The organism is Streptomyces sp. NPDC058246 (assembly GCF_042881985.1).
In the GTDB taxonomy this organism is placed as follows: domain Bacteria; phylum Actinomycetota; class Actinomycetes; order Streptomycetales; family Streptomycetaceae; genus Streptomyces.
The window spans coordinates 111960-136312 of record NZ_JBHVWZ010000018.1 but is presented as its reverse complement, the minus strand read 5'-3'; the positions used below and the strand labels follow the sequence as shown (position 1 = coordinate 136312).

The window sequence follows — 24353 nt, the reverse complement described above, 5'->3', positions numbered from 1 at the left end:
GCACCTGCAGTGCTTCGGACCGGAGGCACGTCCGTGGGAGCGGTGTACCGCGCCACGGGTGTACCCGATCCGGCGCACGGGTGCGCTCCCACGGTGTCCGTCCAACCCATGGCACCTCCAAGGGAGTTGCGACGCACCATGCGAACCCAAGCGAGCGCGAAGCACCATCCGCACAACGACGCCCCCGATACGGCAGAGGCATTCCGCAAGCTCGCCACCCTCCCCCCGGGCCAGCAGCGCGACACGCTGCGTGAGCAGATCGTCGAAGCATGGCTGCCCATGGCCGACCGGCTCGCGGGACGTTTCCGCAGCCGCGGCGAGAACTACGAGGACCTGCGCCAGGTCGCGGCGCTGGGTCTGGTCAAGGCCGTCGACCGGTACGACCCCGAGCTCGGCAACGCGTTCGAGAGTTACGCCGTGCCGACGGTCACGGGCGAGATCAAGCGCCACTTCCGCGACCACATGTGGACCCTGCACGTACCGCGCCGGGTCCAGGACCTGCGCAACCGGGTGCGTTTCGCCAGCCAGGACCTCTCCCAGACGATCTCGGGCCGCCGGCCCACCGTCGCGGAGATCGCCGAGCACGCCCGGATGAGCGAGGAGGACGTCCGGACCGGCCTGGAGGCACTGGAGAGCTTCACCGCGCTCTCCCTGGACGCCGAACTGCCGGGAAGCGACGACGGCTACTCGCTCAGCGACGCCCTCGGCTCGGCCGACCCGGCCCTCGACACCGTCATCGACCGCGAGGCCGTCAAGCCCCGCCTGCAGGCCCTGCCCGAGCGGGAGCGCACCATCCTCTACATGCGGTTCTTCGGCGACATGACCCAGAGCCGCATCGCGGACGAGCTCGGCATCTCCCAGATGCACGTCTCCCGCCTGATCACCCGCTGCTGCAACCGGCTGCGCGACCAGGTGATGCGCGACGCCGCGTAGGCGCTCCGCAGGGTGGGGCCGCTCCGGAGTGCGGGGCCGCGCCGAGTGGGGTGGTCGGGCGGGTGCGGGTCCGGTGGTGACCGGCCGTGCGGTTCCCCGTGGCCCTCACGGGGCGCCCAGCGCCAGAGCTATGTGACGGGACATCATGTCCATCGCCTGCGCCTCCGCCATCGAGAACGCCGAGCGGGCCCCGCTGCGAAACAGCGTCAGCACCCCGCGTACGGGCCCGGGCCCGGTGGTCAGCGGCACGCACAGCAACGACGTCACGTTCGCGCGTACGAGGACGGGGGCGCCCGAGGCGTCACGGCCGAAGGCGTCCGGGTCCTCCGGGCGCACCTGAAGGGCGGTGGATCCGCCGCGTGCCGCCTCCACGACGAGGGGGCACGCGGCGGGATCCTGTGCGGCCACGGCCGCCACCTCCCCGGCGCGCTCCGACGGCCCCAGCACGGTCGTACGCGACAGCCGTGCGGCCCCCGTGTCGGCCACCACCCAGTCCGCGAACCGCCCGTGCAGCACCCCGGCCGCCCGTTCGAGCACCGCGGTACCGTCCCCGGCCCGGGTGCTCAGCAGCGCCGTCGTCATCGCGTCCACCAGGTCCATCAGCGTCGCGTGCCGGGTGGTCTCGGCGAGGCTCGGCACCGCGGGGCCCGGGGCGCTCCGCCGCGACGGCACCGGGGAATCCTCCACCGGCTGCAGGACCACGAGTACGGCGGTCCGCGGCTCCCCGCTGGGCCGCAGCGCGGTGAGCGTCGTCCGCACCGGCACCGAGGGCTGCTGCTGGAGGTGGACGGTGAGCCCCCGGTCGCCCTCCCCGCGCGCCACCGCCGCCGCCTGCGAGCGGAACGCGGCACGGTCCGCGTGCGCGAGGAACCCGGTCAGCGGCCGCCCGGTCGCATAGCCCGCACGGACGCCGGTGAACGCGGTCGCCGCGAAGTTCAGCCTGCGCACCACCGTCTCCCGGTCGACCAGCGCGACGGGTACCGGCACCCGCTGGAAGAGCGCCTTGAGGAGCTGCTGTTCCTGACGGTCCACCGCGGCGACGCCGGACGGCCCGCCCGAGGTCAGGTGCTGGAACCGCGGCCACAACCGGTCGGCCACATGGTCGAGTTCGAAGATGGCCGCGTCGAGCACCGTGGGCAGGTCGTCGGCCGGTACGGACCGCGCCGTCTTGAGCTCCGCGACGCGGCGTACGAAATCCGCGAGTTCTTCACCGAATTCGTCCGTCTGCGCCATGCGACGAACGTAACCCGAGGCAGGCGTTCCGGGTGGGCCGGGCGTGGAACCCGCGGAACGCGTTTTCTGCGCAGGTGAGCGGGAAGCCGCGAGGAGAGGAGGAAGACCATGCCGGAAACCGGTCGACTCGAACGTCTGGGAACGGAATCGCCCGAGTCCGCCCTGCCCGCGAGGAGGCTCTCGGAACTCGTCGAGCAGGCCGCACGCTGTACCACCGACTGCTGTGGCGCCAGCGGCATGGTGGCCGAGGGCGGCGCGGAGCGGCCCGCCGCGGTGACCCACCCCGACCTCGCCGGACTCGTCTCGGTGCAGCTCCGCTCCGGCGACGGGCCGATCCCGGCCGCCCTGGAGCGCGGTGCACCCGTCGACTCGGCGGACCTGCTGGTCGACGAGCGCTGGCCGGAGTACCGCGCGATGGCCCTCGACGCGGGCGTGCGCTCCAGCGTCACCCTGCCCTTCCGCCGCTCCGGGCTGACCGTCACCCTCAGCCTCTACAGCTTCCGGCCCGGCGCCCTGGAGGACGCCCCGCACGGTCCCGCCCGGGCGCTCGGCGACGTCGCCGCGACCTGTCTGGTGCGCGACCGCTCCTACCGCGCCGTGCTCACCGAGCTCGACCAGCTGGGTACCGCGCTGCGTTCCCGGCCCGTCGTCGACCAGGCGTGCGGCATCGTCATGCACGTCCTGGGCTGCGACGCGGACACGGCCTTCGGGGTTCTGCGCCGCATCTCGCAGGGCACCAACCGCAAACTGTCCGACGTCGCCGCGGCCGTCGTCGACAAACGCGGCCGGGGGCTGGAGCAGCAGCTCGTCTCCCTCTCCAACTGACCAGGCGCGGGCACTTTGCGGGGGTGGCCGCGGGCTCCGTGGTGTCACCCGCTCGGGCGCCTGTGTCCCGCGAATGGTGCCCGGCCGCGCGCGCCGCGCCGCCGGGCGGGCTGTGATGGGCTCCGGGGGCACGACGGCCGTGCCGTGCCCCTCGGGAACGCCGCCCCGGCCGAAGGAGCCCCACCCATGCGCCGTACCGCCCGTGTTCTGTCCGCCACCGCCCTGGCCGGCGCCGCCCTGGGCGCCGCCGCGTCGACCGCGTCCGCGGATCCGGCCGCGGAGGTCAGCCCGGGCTCCGTCGAACCCGGTGGCACCGTCACCATCTCCGTCACCTGCGACGCGATCGGCGGATCCCCGCCCGACTTCATCGACGCCACCTCGGAGGGGTTCGAGGAGGGCAAGGTCCAGCTGCGCCGGATACAGGGGGCGGCGGGCGCCGCCGCCTACCGGGGTACGGCCCGTATCCCGCACGCCGACGTCGCCCAGGCCGTCCCCCAAGCCGTCCCTCAGGCCGTCCCCCAGGCCCAATCCCTGGCGGCGGGCCCGGAGTCCCGGTCCCAATGGGGCGTTGCCGGAGCGTGCCCCGTGGCGCCGGGCGGCCAGGAGAAACCGTGGAAGGCCTCGTACACCGTGGCCCCGGGCGGCACCGTGCCCCGCGACGACACCGGGACGAGCGGGACCGTGCAGCGCCCTGAGGGTGGCGGCATTGTGCAGCGGCCTGAGGTCGGCGGCTTGGAGCAGCCGCCCGGGGTCGGCGGCTTGGAGCAACCCTCAGGGGTCGGCGGCTTGGAGCAGCCCCCAGGGGTCGGCGGCTTGGAGCCGCGCGCTGAGGACGGCGGCACCGTGCAGCAGCCTCAGGACGACGGTACGGAGGAGCGTCCTCAAGACGGCGGTACCGCGGAGCGTCCTCAGGACGGCGGCACCGAACAGCGGCTGCCGGGCAGCGGCACGGCACAGCTGCCTCCGGACGGCGGCTCGGGCCAGCGCCCGCCGGGGAGCGATGCCGCGGAACGCCCCTCGGACAGCGACACCGCGCAACGCCCCCCGACCATGCGGGGCGGGGTGCAGGCCGGCGAGGGCGGTGCCTTCACCGACTCCGTCCCTGCCCTGGTCGCCGGGGGTGTCCTGATCGCGGGCGCGCTGGGCGCGGCCGCCCACCGGCTGCTCCGCAAGGGCAGATCAGCGAGCCGTTGACGTGGTGCGGGGCGGAACCCGAGTGGGCGCCATGGGGCGGTCCCACCCTGGGTACGGAGAGGCCGAGAGCGCGAGCGGCACCCTGGCGGGGGGCTGTACGAAGTGACCGGAGAGTCAGAAGAGGCGTACGAGCGGCCGGAAGAGACATACGGGGGTGGGGGGACTGGCGGAGACTGACGAGGGACCGCCCGACGGGGCAGGAGCACGAGCACCGGAGACCGTACGGAGGCGGCAGCACGGGGACAGGCACGGCACGGAACCACGGACTGCGCGGAGGCACGTATGCGGCGGACGGATCCGGAAGGGCACGGCCCCGTCCGTTACGGCCCACCCCTTCCCGATCAGGGCCTGCCCGTGCTGCCGGAACTCCGCGCCGTGCTGGCCGCCGCCGCGGACCGTGCCGACGCCGAGCCCTCCGGCGGCGGCCCGGCGCTCCTCGACGCGGCCTGCGGCTACTGGGCCCGTCGGGGCCTCGCCGCCGCACCCGACCGGGTGGCCGCCGCCCCCGGCGCCCCCGCACTGCTCCTCGCGCTCACCGGCGCGCTCGGCGGCGACGTCCTCGTGCCGCGTCCGTGCGCCGCGTGGTGGGCGCCGCAGGCACGCCTGTTGGGCAGATCCGTGTTCCATGTGGCGACGCCCGCGGAGTGCGGTGGCGTCCCGGACCCGTACGCCCTGCTGGAGACCGTACGCAGAGTCCGGGCCGAAGGAGGCGACCCGCGCCTGCTCGTCCTCTCCGTCGCCGACGACCCCACCGCGACCGTCGCACCGCCCGAGGTCGTCCACGAGAGCGTGGAGGCCGCGGTGGCCGAGGGACTGCACGTGGTCAGCGACGAAACCTGGCGCGACACCCTGCACCGGCCGCACGACACGGTGTTGCTCAGCCCCGCCGAGATGCTGCCCGGCGAGGTCACCGTCGTCACGGACCTCGCGGGCGCCTTTCTGCCGCAGGGCTGGCCGGCCGCCGTCGCCCGTTTCCCGGACAACGACTGGGGGGTACAGCTGCGCGCCCGAGTCCTGGACGTGCTCACCACGCTCGGCGCGTGGGTCGCCGAACCGGTCGCCGCGGCAGCCGCGTACGCGCTGGGCGAGCCCGCCGGTGTCACGGAACGGCTCACCATCGCGGCGCGCCTGCACGCGCGCGTGGCCGCCGCCGCGCATCACGCGGTGGTCGTGTCGGGCGCCATCGCGCGGCCCCCGCAGGCCGGGAGACACCTGTACGTGGACCTCGGGCCGCTCCGTTCCGCGCTGGGCGCGCAGGGCGTGGGCGACGCGCAGGACTTGGAGGACTTCCTCACCGCCCGGCTCGGTGTGCCGGCGCCGGGCGGCCACCGGTTCGGCGACGACCTCGCGGCGCTGCGGGTGCGGCTGGGCACCGGGCCGCTGCTCGGCGCGACGGACGCGGAGCGGGCGGAATGCCTCACGTCACCCTCGCCGTTGGAACTGCCACATGTGCAACGCGCGTTGACCCTGTTGGGGTCGGCCTTCGACGATCTCCGCGACGACGCTCAGCGATGGGAGCCTCCTCGATGACGCAGCAGTCCGAGTCGACCACGACCACGAGCAAGTCCACGCCCACGAGCAAGTCCACTATTTCGACTTCGACTTCGGCTTCGGCTTCGGCCGGTGCTTCGGCCTCGGCTTCGACTACGACTACGACTACGTCGACCAAGGAAGCCGACGATCCGGTCTCGTCTCCGGCCCAGGCGGCGGCTGTGCAGGTGTCCTCAGCCGATTCCCTCGGTCCAGCCGATTCCCTGGTTCCTGCGCTTCCGCCCGGTCCTGCGCTTCCGCCCGGTCCCGCCGATCCTTTCGCTCCGGCCGATCCTCTCGTTCCTGTCGGTCCCCTCGCCGAGCCCCGTCCGCTCGGCGAGACGCGTGTCTGGCCGCGGTCGTTCGCGGACCGGCTGACCGCACCGCTGCCGGGGCTGCGGGCCTTTGCCAGGTTCGCCCGCGAGGGCGCGCTGCGACCGGGATCCGAGGGGCTCGCCGACATTCCGCTGGTGCCGTTCGAACCGGGGCCGTTGCCCCAGGTCGAGGCCCGCACGGCCGCCGTCTCCTGGGCGGGACACGCCAGTTGGGTGATCCGGATCGGCGGGCTCACCGTCCTCACGGACCCGGTCTGGTCCCGCAAGATCCTCGGCACGCCGGCCCGGATCACCCCGGTCGGGGTGGCCTGGAGCGCGTTGCCGCGCGTCGACGCGGTCGTCATCAGCCACAACCACTACGACCACCTGGACGCGCCCACCCTGCGCCGACTCCCGCGCGACACCCCGGTGTTCGTGCCGGCCGGGCTGGGCCGCTGGTTCAGGCGGCGCCGGTTCACCCGGGTCACCGAGCTGGACTGGTGGGAGGCGGCCGAACTGCGCGGTGTCCGCTTCGACTTCGTCCCGGCCCACCACTGGTCCAAGCGCACCCTCACCGACACCTGCCGCACGCTGTGGGGCGGCTGGGTCCTGACGGCGCCCGAAGGCCGACGCGTGTACTTCGCGGGCGACACGGGGTACGGCCACTGGTTCTCGCGCATCGGCCGGCGTTACCCGGGCATCGACCTGGCGTTGTTGCCGATCGGCGCGTACGACCCCCGCTGGTGGCTCAGCGACGTCCACTGCGATCCGGAGGAGGCGGTCCAGGCCGCGCTCGACCTCGGCGCCCACCGTATGGCCCCCATGCACTGGGGCACCTTCGTCCTCTCCGCCGAGCCCGTCCTGGAACCCCTGACACGGGTCCGCGCGGCCTGGGAGAAGGCGGGCCTGGCCCGGGAGGACCTGTGGGATGTGCCGGTGGGAGGATCACGGGTGCTGCGTGTCAGCACGTCCGGCGTTTGAGGACGAGGCCGTTCAGGCCACCGTGCGGGGGCCTGGGGGCGGCAGCCCTCGGGTTCGGTTCGGGTTCGGTTCGGGGCGGGTTCGGTTCGGGACGGGGCGGGTTCGGTTCGGGTTCGGGGCGGGGCGGGGCGCGGCGGAGGGGGCGAGAATCCGGGTCCCGGCCTACGCGCCTACGCGGCCGGCCTCCGCACCCTCCGCCACAGACTCGGGCCCACGCTGATCGCGAGCGTCAGGACCACTGCCGCGACCACCCCCTCCCACGGCTCACTGAACAGTGAGCCGCCGAGGATGCCGATCAGTTGGTACGTCACCGCCCAGGCGAGGCAGGCGGGGACGTCACCGCGGGCGAAGGTGCGCAGGGGCATCTTCGCCATCAGGCAGGCGAGCATGACAGGGATACGGCCGGCCGGCACGAGGCGGGAGAGGACGAGGACGGCGATGCCGTGGTCGCTCAGCTTCTCCTGGGCCTGTGCGAGACGGTCCTCGGGAGCGCGGTCGCGGAGGGTCTCCAGCCAGCGCGAGCCGTTCTTGGACCGCATACCGCGGCGGCCGAGCCAGTACAGCGCGACATCGCCGAGGAACGCCGCGAGCGACGCCACTGCGAAGACCAGCAACAGCGCGAACGGCGCCGACTCGTGAAAGGCGACCACCGCCGCCGAACTCACCAGCGCTCCCGTCGGCACCACCGGCACCAGCGCACCGATCAGCACCAGCAGGAAGAGCGAGGGGTATCCGATCGCCTGCTGCGTGGACTCCGGCGTGACGGCCGTGGCCGCGGCGGACAGGAACATCACGGGGCGCCCTCCGACCGGGCCCCCGGTACGCACGTGGCGCCCCGTAGGGCCACCGCGAACACGGCGCCCCGACTTGTCACCGTCCGGCCTTCGGCCGGTCGGCGGCCTATGAGATCCCGCCTCACGGACGACGGATTCACCACCACCCCGCGGGATGGGGTCGCCGCACCCGTGACAGTCGCCGCAGATGAGTCAGCCGTGGCGGGTGTCGCAGGCCCAGGTCTCGGAGGCGGCGCAGGTATCGCACGCGTCGTCGGTGTGTCGGCGGTCGGGGGAGGGAGGGTCACCGGGTGACCTCCGGGCGGACGCTCTCGCCGTGTTCGAGGCGGTGGACCGTGACCTTGGGCGCGCGCTCGGCGGCCAGGCGTACGAACTCCTCGCCCGGCGCGTGGAATTCGTGGGGGCGCACGGCGTCCATCCCGATCGGCCAGTACGTGCCGTAGTGCACCGGCACGGCGCTGCGCGGCATCAGCTCGGCGAGCGCCTGCGCCGCGCGCCCCGCGTCGAGATGCCCCTCCCCGAGGTACGGCCCCCATCCGCCCACCGGCAGCAGCGCCACGTCGACCGGTCCGACCTCCTCGGCCATCGACGCGAACAGCCCGGTGTCCCCGGCGAAGTACGTGCGGGCCTCGCCCTCGACCACGTACCCGACGGCGGGGGAGCGGTGCGGGCCGACGGGCAGCCGCCGTCCGTCGTGCCGCGCCGACACCGTGCGTACGACCAGGTCACCGATGTGGGTCCGGTCGCCGGGCGCCACCTCGATGAGCCGGAGACGGTCCAGGCGGCGCAGGCCGGGCAGCGCGCGCGGCGCGCCCTTCGGCACGATCAGCAGGGTGCCGGGCGCGAGCCGGGCCAGCGAGGGCAGGTGCAGATGGTCGGCGTGCAGATGCGAGACGAGTGCCACGTCGGCGACCGCGGCCTCGGGCGGGGGCGGCGCCCCGCGCCTGCGCCGCAGGTGCGCGAGCCGGCGCGCGAACAGCGGGTCGGTGAGCACGCGTGTTCCGGAGTCCTCCAGCGTGCAGGTGGCGTGCCCCCACCAGGTGATCTCCGCCGGCACCTCTTTGCCTCCTTCGCGCGACTCCCCCCGAGCCTACGGGCAGGAGTAGGGTCGGCGGCGAAACCCGGAGGTGAGGGGGACGCCATGGGAGACGCGCTCGGTGGCTCCGGCACGCACGCCCTCAAGCGCTCGTTCGAACGGGGCGGCCCCCCTACGTGCCCTCCGTCGCTGCGCGTCACGGCGATCGCGAGCCTGACGCCCCTGGAGGAGCTGGACGCGGATCCCTTCCTGGTCGACTCCCGCAGCCAGCACGCGATGTGTGCCCGCTGGGCCGCCGAACGCGGCTATGTGGTCACCCGAGAACTCCTCGTCCGCGGTCTGCGCCCCGACCACCGCACCCTGTGGGCCGACGTCGAGGCGGGCCTCGTCGACCTGTTCGTCGCGCCCAGCCGCCGCGTACTGGAACGCGCCCTCGCCTCGGTCGACGAGTTCACCGCCGAGTGCGTACGCCGTGGCGTACGGGTCGAGACGGTCGGCCACGCGGAACCGTCGTACGACGCCCAGATGAAGGCCCGGGTGCACCGCCGCCTGTCGATGCCGACGGCGGGGTACGACGGCCGCTGAGTTCCCCCGCGGACCTGGTGACGGACGAGGCCGCTCACCCGTTGTGACAGGGTGGGAGCAAGGCCGGGCGGGCCGGGGACGCGAGGTGGAACAGAGCGTGGGTGGCGGACGTTGGCGGCGGATCCTCAGCGGGCTGTGGCGCAGCGTCGCGGTGTGGGCGGTGTCCACGGTCACGATGCTCGTGCTGGCCGGCCTGCTCCCGGACTTCCAGTTGCAGTCGGACAACGGGGACAGCGCCACCCAGATAGCCGTCACCGCCGCGGCCGGTGCCGGCGCCTTCGGTCTGCTGTCGTCGCTCGTGTGGCCCCTGCTCGTCAGGGCGCTGCTGCTGGTGCCCGCCCTCGTGCTCGGGCTGCTCGTCTTCTTCCTCAACGGGTCGCTGCTGCTGATCGCCCTGCGGATCACCCCCTCCGGGGGCGGTGCGGCCGCCCCCGAGACCGCCGTGGTCGTCGCCGCGGTGATGTCCGCCGTCGCCTCGGCCACCGGTGGTGCTCTCGCCGTACGGGACGACGACGCGTACCGGCGCAGGCTGTACCGGCTCGCCGACCGGCGCCGGAGGCGCTCCGACGGGCGGCCCGGGCCGTCGACTCCCGGTGCCGTCTTCCTCCAACTCGACGGTGTCGGCCACGACGTGCTGGAGGGGGCCGTCCGCAAGGGGCTCATGCCGACCGTGGCACAGTGGCTCGGCGACCCCACCGGGAACGGCAACCCACCGAGGAGCGGCCGCCCCACCCACCGGCTCACCCCCTGGCGCACCGACTGGTCCAGCCAGACCGGCGCCAGCCAGCTCGGCATCCTGCACGGCAGCAACCACGACGTCCCGGCCTTCCGGTGGTACGAGAAGGACAGCCACGAAGTCATGGTCTGCAACCGGCCCACCAGCGCCGCCGAACTCCAGCGCCGCGCCATCGAGTACACCGGTGACGGCGGACTGCTCACCGTCGACGGCGCGAGCCGCGGCAACCTCTTCAGCGGAGGCGCCGACCAGCTGGCCCTCGTGCTGTCCGTGGCGGCGAGGCGGGGGAGGGAGAACCGCTCGCGGGCGGGCTACTTCGCGTACTTCTGCGACCCCGCCAACGCGGTCCGTACGGCGATGTCCTTCGTGGCCGAGGTCTTCCGGGAGACCGGTCAGTCCACCCGGGCCCGGATCGACAAGCGGCGGCCGCGGGTCAAGCGCGGCGGCCTCTACCCTTTCGTCCGTGCCTTCGCGACCGTCGTCGAGCGGGACGTGGTCGTCGCCGCCGTGATCGGCGACATGCTCGCCGGGCGCAACGCGGTCTACGCGGACCTGGTGGCGTACGACGAGGTGGCGCACCACTCGGGGCCGCGCAGCCGGGACGCCGAGAAGGTCCTGGAGCGGCTGGACCGTTCGCTCGCGCTGATCGCGAAGGTCGCCGAGCACGCGCCGCGGCCGTACCGGATCGTGCTGCTGTCGGACCACGGCCAGAGCCCCGGCGAGACCTTCCTGACCCGCTACGGCCTCACTCTCGGCAACCTGGTCCGCGCGGGCTGCGGGCTCCCGGTGCCGCGCAAGGCGCAGCGCACGCACAGCGGTGCCGAGGCGCGGGCCGCCGTACGGGCCGCGCTGCGCAGGCCGGTCGAGGAGGGCGGCGAGCTGCACCGCCCCTCGCGCCGCTCCGAGCCCATCGTGCTGGCCTCCGGAAACCTCGGCCTGATCTCCTTCCCCGACGTAGCGCACCGGATGAGCCGCGAGGAGATCGACCGGCGCCATCCCGCACTGCTGTCCACGCTCGCCAACCACCCCGGCGTCGGCTTCGTGCTGGTCCGCAGCGAGGCGCACGGCGGCCTGGTGCTCGGCGCGCACGGCGCCGAGGCGCCGGTGGACGCGCTCGACGACACACACCCGGGCCCGCTCGCCGACTTCGGCCCCGGTGCCGCCGACGCCGTACGCCGCACGCACTCCTTCCCGCATGTCGCCGACATCATGGTCAACTCCTGGTACGACCCCGGGGAGGGCGAAGTCCTCGCCTTCGAGGAGCAGATCGGCTCGCACGGCGGACTCGGCGGGGCCCAGGCACGGCCCTTCCTCCTGTCGCCGGTGGGGTTCTCCGCGCCGGTCGAGGACGGCGGCGAACTCGTCGGCGCGGAGCACGTGCACCGCGTACTGCGCCGGTGGCTCCGCGAGTGCGACGGACCCCAAGTCCCGCTCCCGGCACGCTCGGACGAGCGCGCCGCCTGAACGCGGCCGCGTGCCGCTCCGCTGGGTGCCCGCGCCGCAGCGCAGCTCCGCTTTAAATGAGTGACCTCCGCGGCCGTCCAGTGCGTACTCTCGACGGCGAGCAGCTCAGCGACCGGACAACCACGTTCACGACAGCGGCGCCGGTCCCCGGCGCGAAGAGGGGAGCCGCTGCGTGCAGGCAGCCGTCACCGTCACTCCCGGCCGGATACCGGAGCTGCTGCTCGGTCTCGCGACCGTGCGGCCGGTGTTCATCTGGGGCGCTCCCGGCATCGGAAAGTCCTCCCTGGTGAGGGAGTTCGCCGAGTCGCTGGGTCTTGAGTGCGTGAGCCTGCTCGGTACGCAGCTGGCGCCCGAGGACCTCATCGGCGTTCCGCAGATCCGCGACGGACGGTCGGTGTTCTGCCCGCCGGAGGCGATCGCCCGCGACGAGCCGTACTGCCTGTTCCTGGACGAGCTGAACGCGGCGACGCCGGACGTGCAGAAGGCCTTCTACTCGCTGATCCTGGACCGCCGTATCGGCAACTACGAGCTGCCGCCGGGCTCGATCGTGATCGGTGCGGGGAACCGGGCGACGGACAACGCGCTGGCCCGCCCGATCGCGTCCGCGCTCATCAACCGCCTCGCCCATGTGCACCTCGAGGCGTCCCCGAAGGACTGGCTCGCCTGGGCGGCCGCCAACGACATCCACCCGTGGATCCTGGACCACCTCACCGACCGCCCCGACCACCTGTGGTCCAAGCCGCCGAAGACGGAGGAACCCTTCTCCACGCCCCGCTCCTGGCACATGCTCTCCGACGCGCTGCGCTCCTTCGGGCCGGCCCTCGACGAGACGACCCTGAAGGTGATCGCGCACGGCACACTGACGCCCGCGCACGCGGTGGCCTTCTGCGGCTACGTCAAGATCGTGCGCAGCCGGTTCGGCATCGAGGCCATCCTCAAGGGCGACGCCCGCTGGCCGGGCCGCCCGGAGGACCGTGACCTGCTCTACTACCTCGCCGAGTCCTTCCGGGGCCGACTCATCAAGGAGCTGCCCGCGAGCAAGGAGCACCTCTCCGAGAACGGCCGGCAGACCGCGTACCGCGCCAAGTCGCTGCTCGTGCAGCTCGCCGAGATCTCCGTCGAGGTCGCCCAGAGCGTCATCGCGTCCGACCCCGACGGGAACCCCGTACTACCCGCCTGGTTCCTGGTGGAAGCAGCGCGGGACATGCCGCGGCTGGTGGAGGCCCGACGATGAGGGGGCCCCGTCGCGCAGTGCCGCGCGGCACCGGGTGCGGGACTCGGACGGCGTCCCGCGTCGCCCGGCAGCCGGCCCGCGGTCCCAGGCGGCTGCTCGGGGATGCCCGCCGGCCGGCCCGCGGTCCCCGGCGCGCGGCCTGCGGCCTGACGCGGACGGCCCCCCGCACCCCGCGCGTGATCTGCGCGGCGTCCCGCGGCGCCCGGCGGGCGGCCCGCGTCCGTGAGCGCGTGGTCTGCGGCCCCCGACGGCTCCTCGGCGGCGCCGGGCGCGCGGGCTGCGTCCCCCAGCGTGTGGTCTCCGGTGCCCGGAGCGGGTTGTGGGGCAGGGGCCGCGGCGGGCCTGCCCCGTGTCGTCGTCACGGGGCGTCTGTCGGGGCCCGGCGTTGAGCCGCGTCAGGAAGGGCGACCGTGAGGACAAGCCGGATCCGGCCGGTGAGGCGTTCGCGGAGGGGATGCGGCTGGTCCGGGCGAATCGGGCGCTGGCCGCGATCGAGTTCAGTACGTGCCGTCAGGAGACGTGCGTCCGGGCGCCCCGCGACGGTCTGGTCCGTGTCGACTCCGACGGCACGCTGCACGTCCACCCCACCCGCCATGCCGAACCGGCCGCCTGGGCCTGGGCGATCGCGCACGCCGTCATCCATCTCGGCTTCGGACACGTCCCGGCGGCGACCGGTGAGCGAGAACAGCCCGACCGCTTCGACGTCGCCGCCCGCTGCGTGGTGGTCAACCGCTTCCTGCTCGGCTTCCCGATCGGCCTGACCCCCGATGACCTGCCCGCCTCCTACCCCGACGGCGACGAGGAGAAGCTCGCCGCGCGCTGGCGCCGCGACGGCATCCCGCCCATGTACGAGCGCTGCGGCACGGCGGCCGGCGATCCCGACCAGGTCCTCGTGCCGTGGAACACCTGGCTCGGCGGCACCCCGCCCGACTGGCAGATCGCCTTCGCGCACGCGCTGACCCGCACCATGGCCGCCGCGATGGACATGGCGGGCGGCCGGCGTGCGTCCATGCGCGGCGGCCCCACCCGGCTGCAGCCCTGGGAGCGGGCGCTGAGCTGGTTCATCTCCTCCTACCCCCTGCTCGGCGGCATCGCCGCCGGCATCACCCTCGTCGCCGACGCCGAACTCGCCCGCGCCCACGGCATTTCCGTCGCCGCGGTCGACACGGAGGCCGCCGAGATCTACATCAACCCGCTCCGTCGGTTCGGCGACGAGGAATGGCGGTTCGTCCTCGCCCACGAGATGCTGCACGCCGCCCTGCGCCACGGCGACCGCCGCGGCACCCGTGACCCCTACCTCTTCAACATCGCCGCCGACTACGTCATCAACGGCTGGCTGTGCGAGATGCAGATCGGCACCATGCCCGAAGGCCTGCTGTACGACCCGGAGTTGAAGGACCTGTCGGCGGAGGAGGTGTACGACCGGATCGCCGGCGACCTGCGCCGGATGCGCCGTCTGTCCACCCTGCGCGGCAAGGGCGCGGGCGACATCCTCGGCGGCCCCCTCGGCTCCCCCCGCGACTACGTCGACCTCGACGAGTTCTACCGCCGCGGCCTCGGCCAGGGCCTCGACCTGCACCAGCAACAGGAGCGCGGCTACCTGCCCGGCGGCCTGGTGGAGGAGATCCGCGCGCTCAGCCATCCGCCGCTGCCCTGGGACGCCCGGCTCGCCCGCTGGTTCGACGAGTTCGTGCCCCGCCCCGAGGCCGTACGGTCGTACGCGCGCCCCTCGCGCCGGCAGTCGTCCACGCCCGACATCCCACGCGCCGGCCGCTACTTCCCGCCCGAGGAGATCCCCCGCTGCACCTTCGGCGTCGTCCTCGACACCTCCGCCTCCATGGACCACGCGCTGCTCGGCAAGGCGCTGGGCGCCATCGCCTCGTACGCCGAGGCCCACGACGTACCGGCCGCCCGGGTCGTCTTCTGCGACTCCGCCCCGCACGACGCGGGCTATCTGCCGGTCACGGAGATCGCCGGCCGCGTACGGGTGCACGGGCGCGGCGGAACGGTGCTGCAGCCCGGGATCGACCTGCTGCACCGCGCCGACGACTTCCCGCCCGACGCACCCGTCCTGGTGATCACGGACGGCTACTGCGACGTACTGCGGGTGCGGCGCGAGCACGCGTACCTGATCCCACAGGGCGGCCGCCTCCCGTTCACCGCGCGCGGACCGGTCTTCCGGGTGCGCTGATCCGTCCCACGGTGCGGTGACCTGTCTTACGGGTGCCGTGACCTGTCTTGCGGGTGTGCCGCGCGCAGGTGTGATCGGATGGTGGGTACGGACCCCGAAAACGGGACCCCATCGAAGGGATTCATCGTGGCAACCACGCGCACCGCACACACCGTGTGGGAAGGCAACCTGCTCGAGGGCAGCGGCGTCGTCACCTTCGACTCCTCCGGCATCGGCCAGCAGCCGGTGACGTGGGCGTCGCGGGCCCAGGACGCCAACGGCAGGACCAGCCCCGAGGAGCTGATCGCCGCCGCCCACTCCAGCTGCTTCTCCATGGCGCTGTCGCACGCCCTCGCGGGCGCCGGCACCCCGCCCACCAAGCTCGTCACCAACGCCGACGTCACCTTCCAGCCCGGCGAGGGCATCACCGGCATCCACCTCACGGTCGAGGGCACGGTGCCGGGCCTCGACGACGACGGCTTCGCCGCCGCGGCCGAGGACGCCAAGAAGAACTGCCCGGTCAGCCAGGCGCTCACCGGCACGACGATCACCCTGTCGGCGAAGCTCGCCTGACACCGCCGCCCCGATGCCGCGTCCTCCGCCGGGGGGCGCGGCATCGTCATGTCCGCGTCCGCAGGGGGCACCCGTCCCCTGGACCGGAACGTCCCATTGACAAGAACGTACTCACGTTTTGTGCTGGTAAATGGGCAGAGCCCTGGTGGAAGGGGACGGACATGGCACGTGCGGTCGGGATCGATCTCGGGACCACGAACTCGGTGGTGGCCGTCCTGGAGGGTGGTGACCCCACCGTCGTCGCCAACGCGGAGGGCGCGCGCACCACACCCTCCGTGGTGGCCTTCGCCAAGAACGGCGAAGTGCTCGTCGGCGAGGTCGCCAAGCGGCAGGCGGTGACGAACGTGGAGCGGACCGCGCGCTCCGTGAAGCGTCACATGGGCGATGTGAGCTGGCGTTTTCCGGAGCAGGGCGACATCGACGGCACCCGCTACCGGGCGCAGGAGCTCTCGGCGCGCGTGCTGCAGAAGCTGAAGCGGGACGCGGAGGCGTATCTCGGCGAGGATGTCACGGACGCCGTGATCACCGTGCCCGCCTACTTCGACGACGCACAGCGCCAGGCCACCAAGGAGGCGGGCGAGATCGCGGGCCTGAAGGTCCTGCGGATCATCAACGAGCCGACGGCCGCGGCCCTCGCCTACGGACTCGACCGGGGCGAGGAGCAGACCGTCCTCGTCTTCGACCTGGGCGGCGGCACCTTCGACGTCTCGCTCCTGGAGATCGGCGACGGCGTCATCGAGGTCAAGGCCACCAACGGCGACACCCGGCTCGGCGGCGACGACTGGGACCAGCGGATCGTCGAGCACCTCGCCCAGCGCTTCAAGGCCTCGTACGGCATCGACCTCGGCCACGACAAGATGGCGCTGCAACGGCTGCGCGAGGGCGCGGAGAAGGCCAAGATCGAGCTGTCCAGTTCCACCGAGACCACCATCAACCTGCCCTACATCACCGCCACCGCGGACGGCCCGCTGCACCTCGACGAGAAGCTGACGCGCGCTCAGTTCCAGGAGCTGACCGCCGACTTGCTCGACCGCTGCAAGACCCCCTTCCACCAGGCGGTCAAGGACGCCGGCGTGAAGCTGTCCGCGGTCGACCACGTCATCCTGGTGGGCGGCTCCACCCGGATGCCGGCCGTCACCGACCTGGTGAAGGAGCTCACCGGCAAGGACCCGCACAAGGGCGTCAACCCGGACGAGGTCGTGGCCGTCGGCGCCGCCCTCCAGGCGGGTGTCATCCGCGGTGACGTCAAGGACGTGCTCCTGCTCGACGTCACCCCGCTGTCCCTCGGCATCGAGACCAAGGGCGGCATCATGACCAAGCTCATCGAGCGCAACACCACGATCCCGACCCGGCGTTCGGAGATCTTCACGACCGCCGCGGACAATCAGCCCTCGGTCGGCATCCAGGTCTACCAGGGCGAGCGCGAGATCGCCGCGTACAACAAGAAGCTCGGCGTCTTCGACCTCACCGGGCTGCCGCCCGCGCCGCGCGGGGTGCCGCAGATCGAGGTGGCCTTCGACATCGACGCCAACGGGATCATGCACGTCTCCGCGAAGGACCTGGCCACCGGGCGCGAGCAGAAGATGACCGTCACCGGCGGCTCCGCGCTGCCCAAGGACGACATCGACCGCATGATGCGCGAGGCCGAGCAGTACGCCGAGGAGGACCGCCTGCGCCGCGAGTCCGCCGAGACCCGCAACCAGGCCGAGCAACTCGTCTACCAGACCGAGAAGTTCATCCGTGAGAACGACGAGCGCATCGCGTCCGACGCGAAGACGGAGGTCGAGTCGGCGATCGCGGAGCTCAAGGCACTCCTGGAGGAGGAGGCGGACACGAGCGCACTCCGGGCGGGCGTCGAGAAGCTGGCCGGCGTCAGCCAGAAGATGGGGCAGGCCATGTACGCCCAGGCCCAGGCCCAGCAGCAGACACCGCCCCAGGATCAGCCGCCCACGGAGCACGCCCCGAGCGACGAGGAGGGCGTGGTCGACGCCGAGATCGTGGACGAGGACAGGGACACGAAGGGCGGCGCGGCCTGACTCGACGGCGGGGCCGCCCAGATGTCCGTCGGGCGACCGTCAGGCGTCCGTCTTCTCCCAGCCCCGCCGTGCCGGCCGCGGCCCGAGCTGCTTCGGGTCGCGGCTGCGGTACACCACGTACGGGCGGAAGAGGTACTGCACCGGCGCGCTGAACGTGTGGACCAGGCGGGTGTAGGGGACGAGCGCGATCAGGGCCATGCCGATCACCGCGTGGACCTGGAAGAGCACCGGTACGCCGTGCATCAGTTCCGTCCTGGGCCGGAGCGTGAACAGACTGCGGGCCCAAGGAGCGATCGTCTGCGGGTAGTTGTAGCCGTCGCCGGACGCGTGCGTGAGCTTGGCGGCCATGCCCACCACGATCGCGCCGAGCAGCACCACGTACATCAGCTTGTCGTTGGCGGTCGTCGCGCGGAACACCGGCGCCTTGGTCCGTCTGCGGTAGAGCAGCAGCAGGATGCCGGCCACCGCGAGGACGCCGGCCGCCGTGCCGCCGTACAGCGAGAACAGGTGGTACCAGGGCTCCTCGACGCCCACCGACGCGGTCCACGACTCCGGAATGAACAGCCCGACTAGATGCCCGACGAGGACGAAGAGGATGCCGTGCGGGTCAGGGCTTGATCGCGACCCCGGCGTACACCGGCACCGCGCCCTCGGCCTGGGCCGCCAGGTCCTCGTCGTACGGCCGCCACTCGGAGACCGCGACCACGCCCGGCTCCAGGAGCTCCAGGCCGTCGAAGAAGCGCGAGAACTCGGCGCGCGAGCGCGGGAAGAAGGGGGTGCCGCTCTGCCGGAACAGCTCCGCGGCCTTCGCGACGCCCTCGGGGCTGATGTCGGAGGTCACCTGCGAAAGCACCAGGTGGCTGCCGGGGACCAGCGCATCGACGTACGTCTTCAGCAGGCCGTGCACGTCGTCGCCGTCTCCGGCGTCGCCCAGGTAGTGGGTGAGCGCGACCAGGGACAACGCGACCGGCTGCGTGAGGTCCAGGGACTCGCCGGCCAGACGCAGGATCGTGTCGGGGTCGCGGACGTCGGCGTGCACATAGTGGGTGGTGCCCTCGGCGGACCCGTGCAGCAGGGCCTGCGCGTGCCGCAGCACGATCGGGTCGTTGTCCGCGTACACGACCCTGGACTCCGGCGCGACCCGCTGGGCCACCTGGTGCAGATTGGGCTGGGTGGGGATGCCGGTGCCGATGTCGAGGAACTGGCGTATCCCGGCCCGGGCGGCGGCGCGGGTCGCGCGGTGCATGAACCGGCGGTTGGCGCGCGCCCCGCGCACCGCGGTGCCGTCCGCGGCGAGGATCCGGCGGGCCAGCTCCTCGTCCACCGGGTAGTTGTCCTTGCCGCCCAGCCACCAGTCGTAGACGCGGGCGGGGTGGGGCCGACTGGTGTCGACCTGGGTGGGCGCGGATTCGCTTCCGGTCATGCGCGGGCTCCTCGATCTGCTCGATGGGTCGGGTGGCGTCCGGGATCAAGGGCATCGGCCGGCGTTCTCAGAACTTCTCGCGGAACTCCTGGAGGATCGTCCTGGTGCGCTGGACGGAGGCCGCGTGCGCCGACATGTGGTCGAGCACCTCCAGGTGCAGGGCGACCTCGACGCGCGAGTCGAGATACAGGGCGCCGCTCACGTATTCGCTGTAGACCATGTCGGGCAGCTCCGGCTCCGCGAAGCGGAACAGCGCGAACGACGTGTACGTCCCCGGGTGCGGGCCGTTCGCGAACTCGGCGACCTGGAGCGTGATGTGATCGCTCTCGATCGCCACGAGGAGTTTGTCGATCTGCTCGCGCATGACCGAGGAGTGGATGCTCACCGGGCGTCGCAGCGCCGTCTCGTCCATGATCACCCACAGGTGCGGCGGGTGCTCGCGGGTGAGCAGCTTCTGCCGGTTCATCCGCAGGGCCACATGCCGCTCGATCGCCTCCGGGCCCGTCTGCCCGACCGTCCCGGCGTCCAGCACGGCCCGCGCGTAGTCCTCGGTCTGCAGCAGTCCGGGCACGAAGTGCGGCTCGTACGAGCGGATCATCCGGGCGGCACCCTCCAGGCTGACGTGCAGACTGAACCAGTCCGGGAGCACATCGTGGAACCGCTGCCACCAGCCCGGCTGATTGGCCTCCTCGGCCAGCGCGACGAAGGCGCCGGCCTCGTCGTCGGCCACGCCGTATGTCGCCAACAGCATCTGCACGTAAGGGATCTTGAGGGAGACCTCGGCCGTCTCCATCCGCCGCACGGTCGCCGGGGCGACGCGCAGCACGCGGGCCGCCTCCTCCCGCTTGAGCCCCGCGGCCTCCCGCAACTCCTGCAGCCGCCGTCCCAGAACCACCTGCCCCACGGTGGGCGCAGCCCGCCGCTCACTCACGCCACGCCTCCCCACGCGCCGAAGTACCCGAGCAGTGTGTCATGTCCCCCCAGAACCCTCACAGGATCCGCCGAGCCGCCTTTACCCGGGAGGTGATCGACGCCTGCCCGGCGCGCCCGGCATGGTGGTCGCGTACTGGATCCCGGACCGGCGCACTCCGGCCCGGGTTCCACCCCTCCCAGCCGCTGGAATCCGCCGTCAAGAGACGAGTGATCGAAGGTACTTGACCGTCGCCGGGTCCGCCGGGAGGAAGGTCTCGATGGCCAGTTCGGCGACCGTCACGTCCATCGGGGTGTTGAAGGTCGAGATGGACGAGATGAACGACAGCACCCTGCCTTCGTGCTCGATCTGCATCGGGAGCGCGAAGTAGGCGACGGGGGCGAAGGGTTCGTCGTCCCCCGCCGGGTCCGGGTCCGGGTCCGGGACCGGGAAGGCCGCCACCTCTTCGTACAGGGCGCGCAGCGGTTCCGAGCGGCGCAGCGCGATCTGGCGGTCCATCTGGGCGAGCAGATGGTCGCGCCAGACGCGCAGGTTGCGGATACGCGGCGCCAGACCCTCCGGGTGGAGCGTGAGCCGCATCGCGTTGAGCGGGGGCACGAGGAGCTTCTCGGGGATCCCGTCGAGGAGCATGGCGATGCCCCGGTTCGCCGCGAGGACGTTGTACGTGGCGTCGACCACCAGCGCCGGATACGGCTCGTACCCCTGGATCAGCCGCTCCATCCCCTCGCGCAGGGCGTCCATCGACGGGTCGTCGAGCGGGGTCTCCGGGTAGTGCGGCGCGTAACCGGCGGCGAGCAGCAGCGCGTTGCGCTCCCGGACCGGGACGTCGAGGTGCTCGGCGAGCCGCAGCACCATCTCCTCGCTCGGGCGCGAGCGGCCCGTCTCGATGAAGCTGATGTGCCGCGCCGAGGAGCCCGCCCGCAGCGCCAGCTCCAGCTGACTCACCCGCCGCTGCTCCCGCCAGCCGCGCAGCAGCGGGCCGACGCCCTTGTCCGCGGGGGCAGTTGGCGGCACGGCGGTCCTGGACGGGACAATGGTCATACGAGGACCGTAGTCGAGGAGTAGCGCGTGATCGAGTCGGGGAATCCGTCCTGGGAGGCCGAGGCCGTCTACCGGGCGCGGGTACGGGGCTGTGTGCTGGGCGGGGCGGTCGGGGACGCCCTCGGCTACCCCGTCGAGTTCGCCTCGCTGGAGGGGATCCGCGCCGCGCACGGACCCGAGGGTGTGACCGGGCTCGTCCCCACCGGCGACGGGGCCGTGGGCCGTATCAGCGACGACACCCAGATGACGCTCTTCACGGTGGAGGGCCTCCAGCGGGCCCACACGCGCGCCCGGCTCAAGGGGATCGGCGGCGCGTCGACCGCGCTGGTCCGGGAGGCCTACGACCGGTGGCTTCAGACCCAGAACAAGACGGCACCCGACAAGGCCACGGCGGCCGCTTCTTCCTCCACTTCAGCCACGGGCGGCCTCGTCGCGCAGACCTGGCTGTACGCCCGCCGCGCCCCCGGCAACGCCTGCCTGTCCGGGCTCGCGCAGCACCACATCCCCGACCCGTGGGGCGAGCTCGGTCCGCCCGGGCCCGTCAACCCGGAGTCCAAGGGGTGCGGCACGGTGATGCGCTCGGCGCCGTTCGGGCTCATGCCGCGGACGTCGGCGCGGCACGCGTTCGAGCTGGCCGCCCGCTGCGCCCAGATCACGCACGGCCACCCCACGGGGTACTACGCGGCAGGGGCGCTGGCCGCGATCGTCAGCCATCTGGTCGCCGGGGACTCCCTGGAGGGTGCCGTCCTGCGCGTGCTGCGGCTGCTCGCGCGCCATCCCGGCCACGAAGAGACCACCGTCGCCCTGCACCGCGCCCTCGATCTGGCGGCCGCCGGCGCTCCGAGCGCCGGGAAGGTCGAGTCCCTCGGCGCCGGCTGGATCGCCGAGGAGGCCCTCGCCATCGGCGTCTACTGCGCCCTCGCCGGGCGCGACGTCTCCGACGCCCTCCTCCTCGCCGTCAACCACTCAGGCGACAGCGACTCCACCGGATCCCTCTGCGGCAACCTCCTCGGCGCCCGGTACGGCGACCACCGTCTTCCCCAGGAATGGCTGGAGCGGGTCGAGGGCCGCGCGCAGATCGCCGCGCTCGCGGACGACTTCGCCGCGGAGTGCCTACGGGGGTGAGGGCGGGGTGGGCACGAGTCCCCAGCCAGTCCTGCGCCGAGGCCGAGGCCGTTAGGCCGATACGGGGGTCCGGGGGCGGAGCTCCCAGGTACGGGACCGGAAGCGGTGGAGGGGGCGAAATCCTGTGGCAGGCTGAGGAAGAGCCCCCGCACCCCCGAACCCCGCGTCGTACGAAAGGACCGAGGTCATGGCTGTCGAACCGTTGTCGCAGAAGGAGATCGAGGAGCGCCTGGCGGAGCTGCCGGGCTGGTCGGTGGACGGCGACCGCCTCGCCCGTTCCTACCGCCTCGGCTCGCACTTCGCGGCCACCGCGATGGTCGTACACATCGCCCAGGTGCAGGAGGAACTCGACCACCACTCCGACCTCACTCTCGGCTACAACACCGTCTCCCTCACCGTGAACACGCACAGCGTCGGCGGCGCCGTCACCGAGCTCGACTTCGCCCTCGCCCGCAGGGTGGAGGACCTGGCCCCGGGACATGGGGCGAGGTGACCACGTGCTGGACTACGACGAGGAAGCCGACGAATACGACGCCACGCGGGGCGGCGAGCCCCGCGCCGCCGCGGCCGCCGACGCCGTGCTCGGCCTCGTCCCCGAGAGCGCGCACAGCCTGCTCGACGTCGCCTGCGGCACCGGGATCGTGACACGACGGCTCGTCGCCGGGCGGCCTGGGCTCCGGGTGACGGGCGCGGACGCCGCGCACGGCATGGCCCGACGGGCGGCGGCGCGCCTACCGGGGGCCGTCGTCCGCAGCGACTCCCGTCAACTCCCCTTCGCCGACCGCTCGTTCGACGCCGTGTCGGTCATCTGGCTGCTGCACCTGCTGGCGGACGCGGGGACCGTCGTCGCCGAGGCCGCCCGCGTCCTGCGCCCCGGCGGCGTCCTCGTCACCACTGTCGACAAGGCCGCCGCCCACCACGTGGACAGCGACATCGACGCGCTCACCGCGCCCTACCGCACGGAGCGCGCCACGGACGAGGCCGGACTCGTCACGGCGTACGCCGCCGACCACGGGCTGCTCCCCAGCGGTACGGCCCGCTTCCGGGGCCACGGCCAGGGACGGACACCGCGCCGGCTGGCCCGCTACGTCCGCAGCGGCGAGATCTACGCGGCGGGCGGCACCGCGCTCGCCGAGCGCATCGAGGCGCTACGGGACCCGGACTCGCCGCGTCCGGACCCCGAGTTCACACTGCGGGCGTTCCGGAAGCCCTGAGCAACCCGAGTGCCGCGTTCACGCGGCTCGCCGCCGGGTGAACTCCATGACCCAGTTCGTCACCCACGTCCTCTCCCCGTCCACGGAGAACGCCTGCTCCCAACGGCCGTCGTCCCCGAGATCCCCGACCACAGGAACCGCACCCGCACGTGCTTCCCGTCGTGCGTGTCGTCCCCGTAGAACTCGCCCCGCCCGTCACTGAATTCACCGATCACCGGTGGGAAGAGCCTGCCGCTGCGGCTGGAGGACCAGTTCAGCGACCACTCCCGCGTCGCGGGGTCGAAGAGTCGCAGAGTGAGCCCCGTCCAGCCCTGCCCGGGCACCGCCATCTCATCCAGATTGGCGGCCCCGTCGAACAGGCTCCAGCAGCGGCTCGTGGCCGGGAACTCCTCCCAGCCGCTGCCGGCGTCGAGGAAGTCGGTACGGCGGCGGTGGTGCACGTCCCACTCGCCGTGGAAGAAGTCGAAGTCGTGCGCGCCGCTCATGAGCGGTCCCCCGTGGTTCCCGCGGGCAGGGAGTCGGTCAAGTAGGCCTCCAGATCCGGGACTTCCGGCGCGAGCAGGTGCCGTACCCAGGCGTCCCGCTCGTGCAGGATCGGCGGCAGCTCCCAGACACAGCCGATCCACGGAAGGCCGGGCGTGATGAAGTGGGCGGGGTCCCGGTCCGGGCAGCCCAGCACTGGCTGGCCCGCCGACGCGCCCCGGAAGTGCAGGACGTTGTCCCACACCCAGCTGTAGGCGTTGAGGTACGCGCCGTCGTCGCCGCCCCGGTGCAGGACGACGAAGGTCGCGGGCGGGGTGCCGTCCGGCTCGGGGAGCAGCTCGGGCAGTATCGCGTACGCCGCCTTCTCCACCTCGGGTGCGATGCCCGCCGGGTCGGCGGTGACGTGGTAGCGCTTGATCCACCGTCCCGCCACCTCGATCGGCGGCGGCACGGTCAGCAGTTTCTCCAGGAAGGCCATGTGAGGAAGCTAGGCCCGCT

Annotated in this window: 21 protein-coding genes and 2 pseudogenes; 14 read left to right on the top strand and 9 right to left on the bottom strand. The window is 72.9% G+C overall.

Going from position 1 to position 24353, the window contains the following annotated elements; genetic code table 11:
* Positions 1 to 138 precede the first annotated feature (138 nt).
* Complete coding sequence (locus tag ACFVXA_RS25330) at positions 139 to 933, top strand: RNA polymerase sigma factor SigF (RefSeq protein WP_362031624.1); 795 nt, start codon at positions 139 to 141, stop codon at positions 931 to 933.
* A 105-nt stretch (positions 934 to 1038) separates the two neighbouring features.
* Here the strand turns inward: ACFVXA_RS25330 and ACFVXA_RS25325 are convergent, their stop codons facing one another.
* Positions 1039 to 2166 (bottom strand): PAS domain-containing protein, encoded by a 1128-nt coding sequence (locus ACFVXA_RS25325; protein WP_384022458.1) that lies wholly within the window; start codon positions 2164 to 2166, stop codon positions 1039 to 1041.
* Positions 2167 to 2274: 108 nt separating this feature from the next.
* Here ACFVXA_RS25325 and ACFVXA_RS25320 point away from each other — a divergent pair, with 108 nt between their 5' ends.
* From ACFVXA_RS25320 to ACFVXA_RS25305, 4 genes are all read left to right on the top strand, one after another.
* Positions 2275 to 2991, top strand: coding sequence for an ANTAR domain-containing protein (locus ACFVXA_RS25320; protein ID WP_362031620.1), 717 nt, complete (start codon positions 2275 to 2277; stop codon positions 2989 to 2991).
* Between the two features lie 186 nt (positions 2992 to 3177).
* On the top strand, positions 3178 to 4185 hold the full coding sequence (locus ACFVXA_RS25315; RefSeq protein WP_390026807.1) for a hypothetical protein: 1008 nt from the start codon (positions 3178 to 3180) through the stop codon (positions 4183 to 4185).
* Positions 4186 to 4467: 282 nt separating this feature from the next.
* Positions 4468 to 5715, top strand: a complete 1248-nt coding sequence (locus tag ACFVXA_RS25310) for an aminotransferase class I/II-fold pyridoxal phosphate-dependent enzyme (protein ID WP_390026805.1) — start codon at positions 4468 to 4470, stop codon at positions 5713 to 5715.
* Positions 5712 to 7010, top strand: a complete 1299-nt coding sequence (locus ACFVXA_RS25305) for an MBL fold metallo-hydrolase (RefSeq protein WP_390026802.1) — start codon at positions 5712 to 5714, stop codon at positions 7008 to 7010. Before ACFVXA_RS25310 ends, ACFVXA_RS25305 begins: the two co-directional genes overlap by 4 nt.
* 170 nt (positions 7011 to 7180) lie before the next feature.
* Here ACFVXA_RS25305 and ACFVXA_RS25300 read toward each other — a convergent pair whose 3' ends face one another.
* Together ACFVXA_RS25300 and ACFVXA_RS25295 are read right to left on the bottom strand one after the other, a co-directional pair.
* Entirely contained in the window at positions 7181 to 7801 is a 621-nt protein-coding gene (locus tag ACFVXA_RS25300; protein ID WP_362031700.1) for a VTT domain-containing protein, read from the bottom strand.
* Positions 7802 to 8087: 286 nt separating this feature from the next.
* Complete coding sequence (locus tag ACFVXA_RS25295; protein WP_390026800.1) at positions 8088 to 8861, bottom strand: MBL fold metallo-hydrolase; 774 nt, start codon at positions 8859 to 8861, stop codon at positions 8088 to 8090.
* An 84-nt stretch (positions 8862 to 8945) separates the two neighbouring features.
* On the opposite strand from ACFVXA_RS25295, the gene ACFVXA_RS25290 reads away from it, so the two are divergent.
* From ACFVXA_RS25290 to dnaK, 6 genes are all read left to right on the top strand, one after another.
* Complete coding sequence (locus ACFVXA_RS25290; protein WP_389749105.1) at positions 8946 to 9425, top strand: hypothetical protein; 480 nt, start codon at positions 8946 to 8948, stop codon at positions 9423 to 9425.
* A 97-nt stretch (positions 9426 to 9522) separates the two neighbouring features.
* Positions 9523 to 11625: a phage holin family protein gene (locus tag ACFVXA_RS25285; RefSeq protein WP_390026798.1), complete on the top strand. Its 2103-nt coding sequence runs from the start codon at positions 9523 to 9525 to the stop codon at positions 11623 to 11625.
* A 172-nt stretch (positions 11626 to 11797) separates the two neighbouring features.
* Positions 11798 to 12859, top strand: a complete 1062-nt coding sequence (locus ACFVXA_RS25280; RefSeq protein ID WP_383745001.1) for an ATP-binding protein — start codon at positions 11798 to 11800, stop codon at positions 12857 to 12859.
* A gap of 454 nt (positions 12860 to 13313) precedes the next feature.
* Entirely contained in the window at positions 13314 to 15050 is a 1737-nt protein-coding gene (locus ACFVXA_RS25275) for a hypothetical protein (RefSeq protein ID WP_390026820.1), read from the top strand.
* Between the two features lie 126 nt (positions 15051 to 15176).
* Positions 15177 to 15602, top strand: coding sequence for an OsmC family protein (locus ACFVXA_RS25270; RefSeq protein WP_384022467.1), 426 nt, complete (start codon positions 15177 to 15179; stop codon positions 15600 to 15602).
* Between the two features lie 161 nt (positions 15603 to 15763).
* Positions 15764 to 17638 carry a molecular chaperone DnaK gene (gene dnaK / locus ACFVXA_RS25265; protein WP_362028666.1) on the top strand — a complete coding sequence of 625 codons (1875 nt, stop codon included), beginning with the start codon at positions 15764 to 15766 and terminating at the stop codon, positions 17636 to 17638.
* A gap of 39 nt (positions 17639 to 17677) precedes the next feature.
* Here dnaK and narI read toward each other — a convergent pair.
* The 4 genes and pseudogenes from narI to ACFVXA_RS25245 form a co-directional block, all read right to left on the bottom strand.
* Positions 17678 to 18241: pseudogene (gene narI / locus ACFVXA_RS25260) on the bottom strand (respiratory nitrate reductase subunit gamma); the annotation flags it as partial.
* Between the two features lie 4 nt (positions 18242 to 18245).
* Positions 18246 to 19061, bottom strand: a complete 816-nt coding sequence (locus ACFVXA_RS25255) for an SAM-dependent methyltransferase (RefSeq protein ID WP_390026796.1) — start codon at positions 19059 to 19061, stop codon at positions 18246 to 18248.
* Positions 19062 to 19128: 67 nt separating this feature from the next.
* Positions 19129 to 19992, bottom strand: coding sequence for a helix-turn-helix transcriptional regulator (locus ACFVXA_RS25250; RefSeq protein ID WP_362028672.1), 864 nt, complete (start codon positions 19990 to 19992; stop codon positions 19129 to 19131).
* 198 nt (positions 19993 to 20190) lie between these two features.
* Positions 20191 to 21033, bottom strand: a complete 843-nt coding sequence (locus tag ACFVXA_RS25245) for a helix-turn-helix domain-containing protein (RefSeq protein ID WP_383908324.1) — start codon at positions 21031 to 21033, stop codon at positions 20191 to 20193.
* Between the two features lie 27 nt (positions 21034 to 21060).
* Here ACFVXA_RS25245 and ACFVXA_RS25240 point away from each other — a divergent pair, with 27 nt between their 5' ends.
* The 3 genes from ACFVXA_RS25240 to ACFVXA_RS25230 all read left to right on the top strand — a co-directional run bounded on the left by ACFVXA_RS25240 (position 21061) and on the right by ACFVXA_RS25230 (position 23372).
* A complete protein-coding gene (locus tag ACFVXA_RS25240; protein WP_390026793.1) occupies positions 21061 to 22158 on the top strand; it encodes an ADP-ribosylglycohydrolase family protein in 1098 nt (365 codons plus the stop codon).
* A 187-nt stretch (positions 22159 to 22345) separates the two neighbouring features.
* Positions 22346 to 22651, top strand: coding sequence for a 4a-hydroxytetrahydrobiopterin dehydratase (locus ACFVXA_RS25235; RefSeq protein ID WP_383745005.1), 306 nt, complete (start codon positions 22346 to 22348; stop codon positions 22649 to 22651).
* Positions 22652 to 22655: 4 nt separating this feature from the next.
* Positions 22656 to 23372, top strand: a complete 717-nt coding sequence (locus ACFVXA_RS25230) for a methyltransferase domain-containing protein (protein WP_383745113.1) — start codon at positions 22656 to 22658, stop codon at positions 23370 to 23372.
* Positions 23373 to 23390: 18 nt separating this feature from the next.
* Here ACFVXA_RS25230 and ACFVXA_RS25225 read toward each other — a convergent pair.
* Positions 23391 to 23857, bottom strand: a pseudogene (locus ACFVXA_RS25225) (hypothetical protein).
* Positions 23854 to 24333 (bottom strand): hypothetical protein, encoded by a 480-nt coding sequence (locus ACFVXA_RS25220; protein WP_362028690.1) that lies wholly within the window; start codon positions 24331 to 24333, stop codon positions 23854 to 23856. Before ACFVXA_RS25220 ends, ACFVXA_RS25225 begins: the two are co-directional and overlap by 4 nt.
* Positions 24334 to 24353 lie beyond the last annotated feature (20 nt).

Coding starts and splice junctions, on each gene's coding strand:
- ACFVXA_RS25290 (WP_389749105.1), top strand. CDS start 8,946: ATGGGAGACGCGCTCGGTGGCTCCGGCACGCACGCCCTCAAGCGCTCG.
- ACFVXA_RS25310 (WP_390026805.1), top strand. CDS start 4,468: ATGCGGCGGACGGATCCGGAAGGGCACGGCCCCGTCCGTTACGGCCCA.
- ACFVXA_RS25255 (WP_390026796.1), bottom strand. CDS start 19,061: ATGACCGGAAGCGAATCCGCGCCCACCCAGGTCGACACCAGTCGGCCC.
- ACFVXA_RS25245 (WP_383908324.1), bottom strand. CDS start 21,033: ATGACCATTGTCCCGTCCAGGACCGCCGTGCCGCCAACTGCCCCCGCG.
- ACFVXA_RS25315 (WP_390026807.1), top strand. CDS start 3,178: ATGCGCCGTACCGCCCGTGTTCTGTCCGCCACCGCCCTGGCCGGCGCC.
- ACFVXA_RS25220 (WP_362028690.1), bottom strand. CDS start 24,333: ATGGCCTTCCTGGAGAAACTGCTGACCGTGCCGCCGCCGATCGAGGTG.
- ACFVXA_RS25305 (WP_390026802.1), top strand. CDS start 5,712: ATGACGCAGCAGTCCGAGTCGACCACGACCACGAGCAAGTCCACGCCC.
- ACFVXA_RS25235 (WP_383745005.1), top strand. CDS start 22,346: ATGGCTGTCGAACCGTTGTCGCAGAAGGAGATCGAGGAGCGCCTGGCG.
- ACFVXA_RS25275 (WP_390026820.1), top strand. CDS start 13,314: ATGCGGCTGGTCCGGGCGAATCGGGCGCTGGCCGCGATCGAGTTCAGT.
- ACFVXA_RS25325 (WP_384022458.1), bottom strand. CDS start 2,166: ATGGCGCAGACGGACGAATTCGGTGAAGAACTCGCGGATTTCGTACGC.
- ACFVXA_RS25330 (WP_362031624.1), top strand. CDS start 139: ATGCGAACCCAAGCGAGCGCGAAGCACCATCCGCACAACGACGCCCCC.
- ACFVXA_RS25320 (WP_362031620.1), top strand. CDS start 2,275: ATGCCGGAAACCGGTCGACTCGAACGTCTGGGAACGGAATCGCCCGAG.
- ACFVXA_RS25300 (WP_362031700.1), bottom strand. CDS start 7,801: ATGTTCCTGTCCGCCGCGGCCACGGCCGTCACGCCGGAGTCCACGCAG.
- dnaK (WP_362028666.1), top strand. CDS start 15,764: ATGGCACGTGCGGTCGGGATCGATCTCGGGACCACGAACTCGGTGGTG.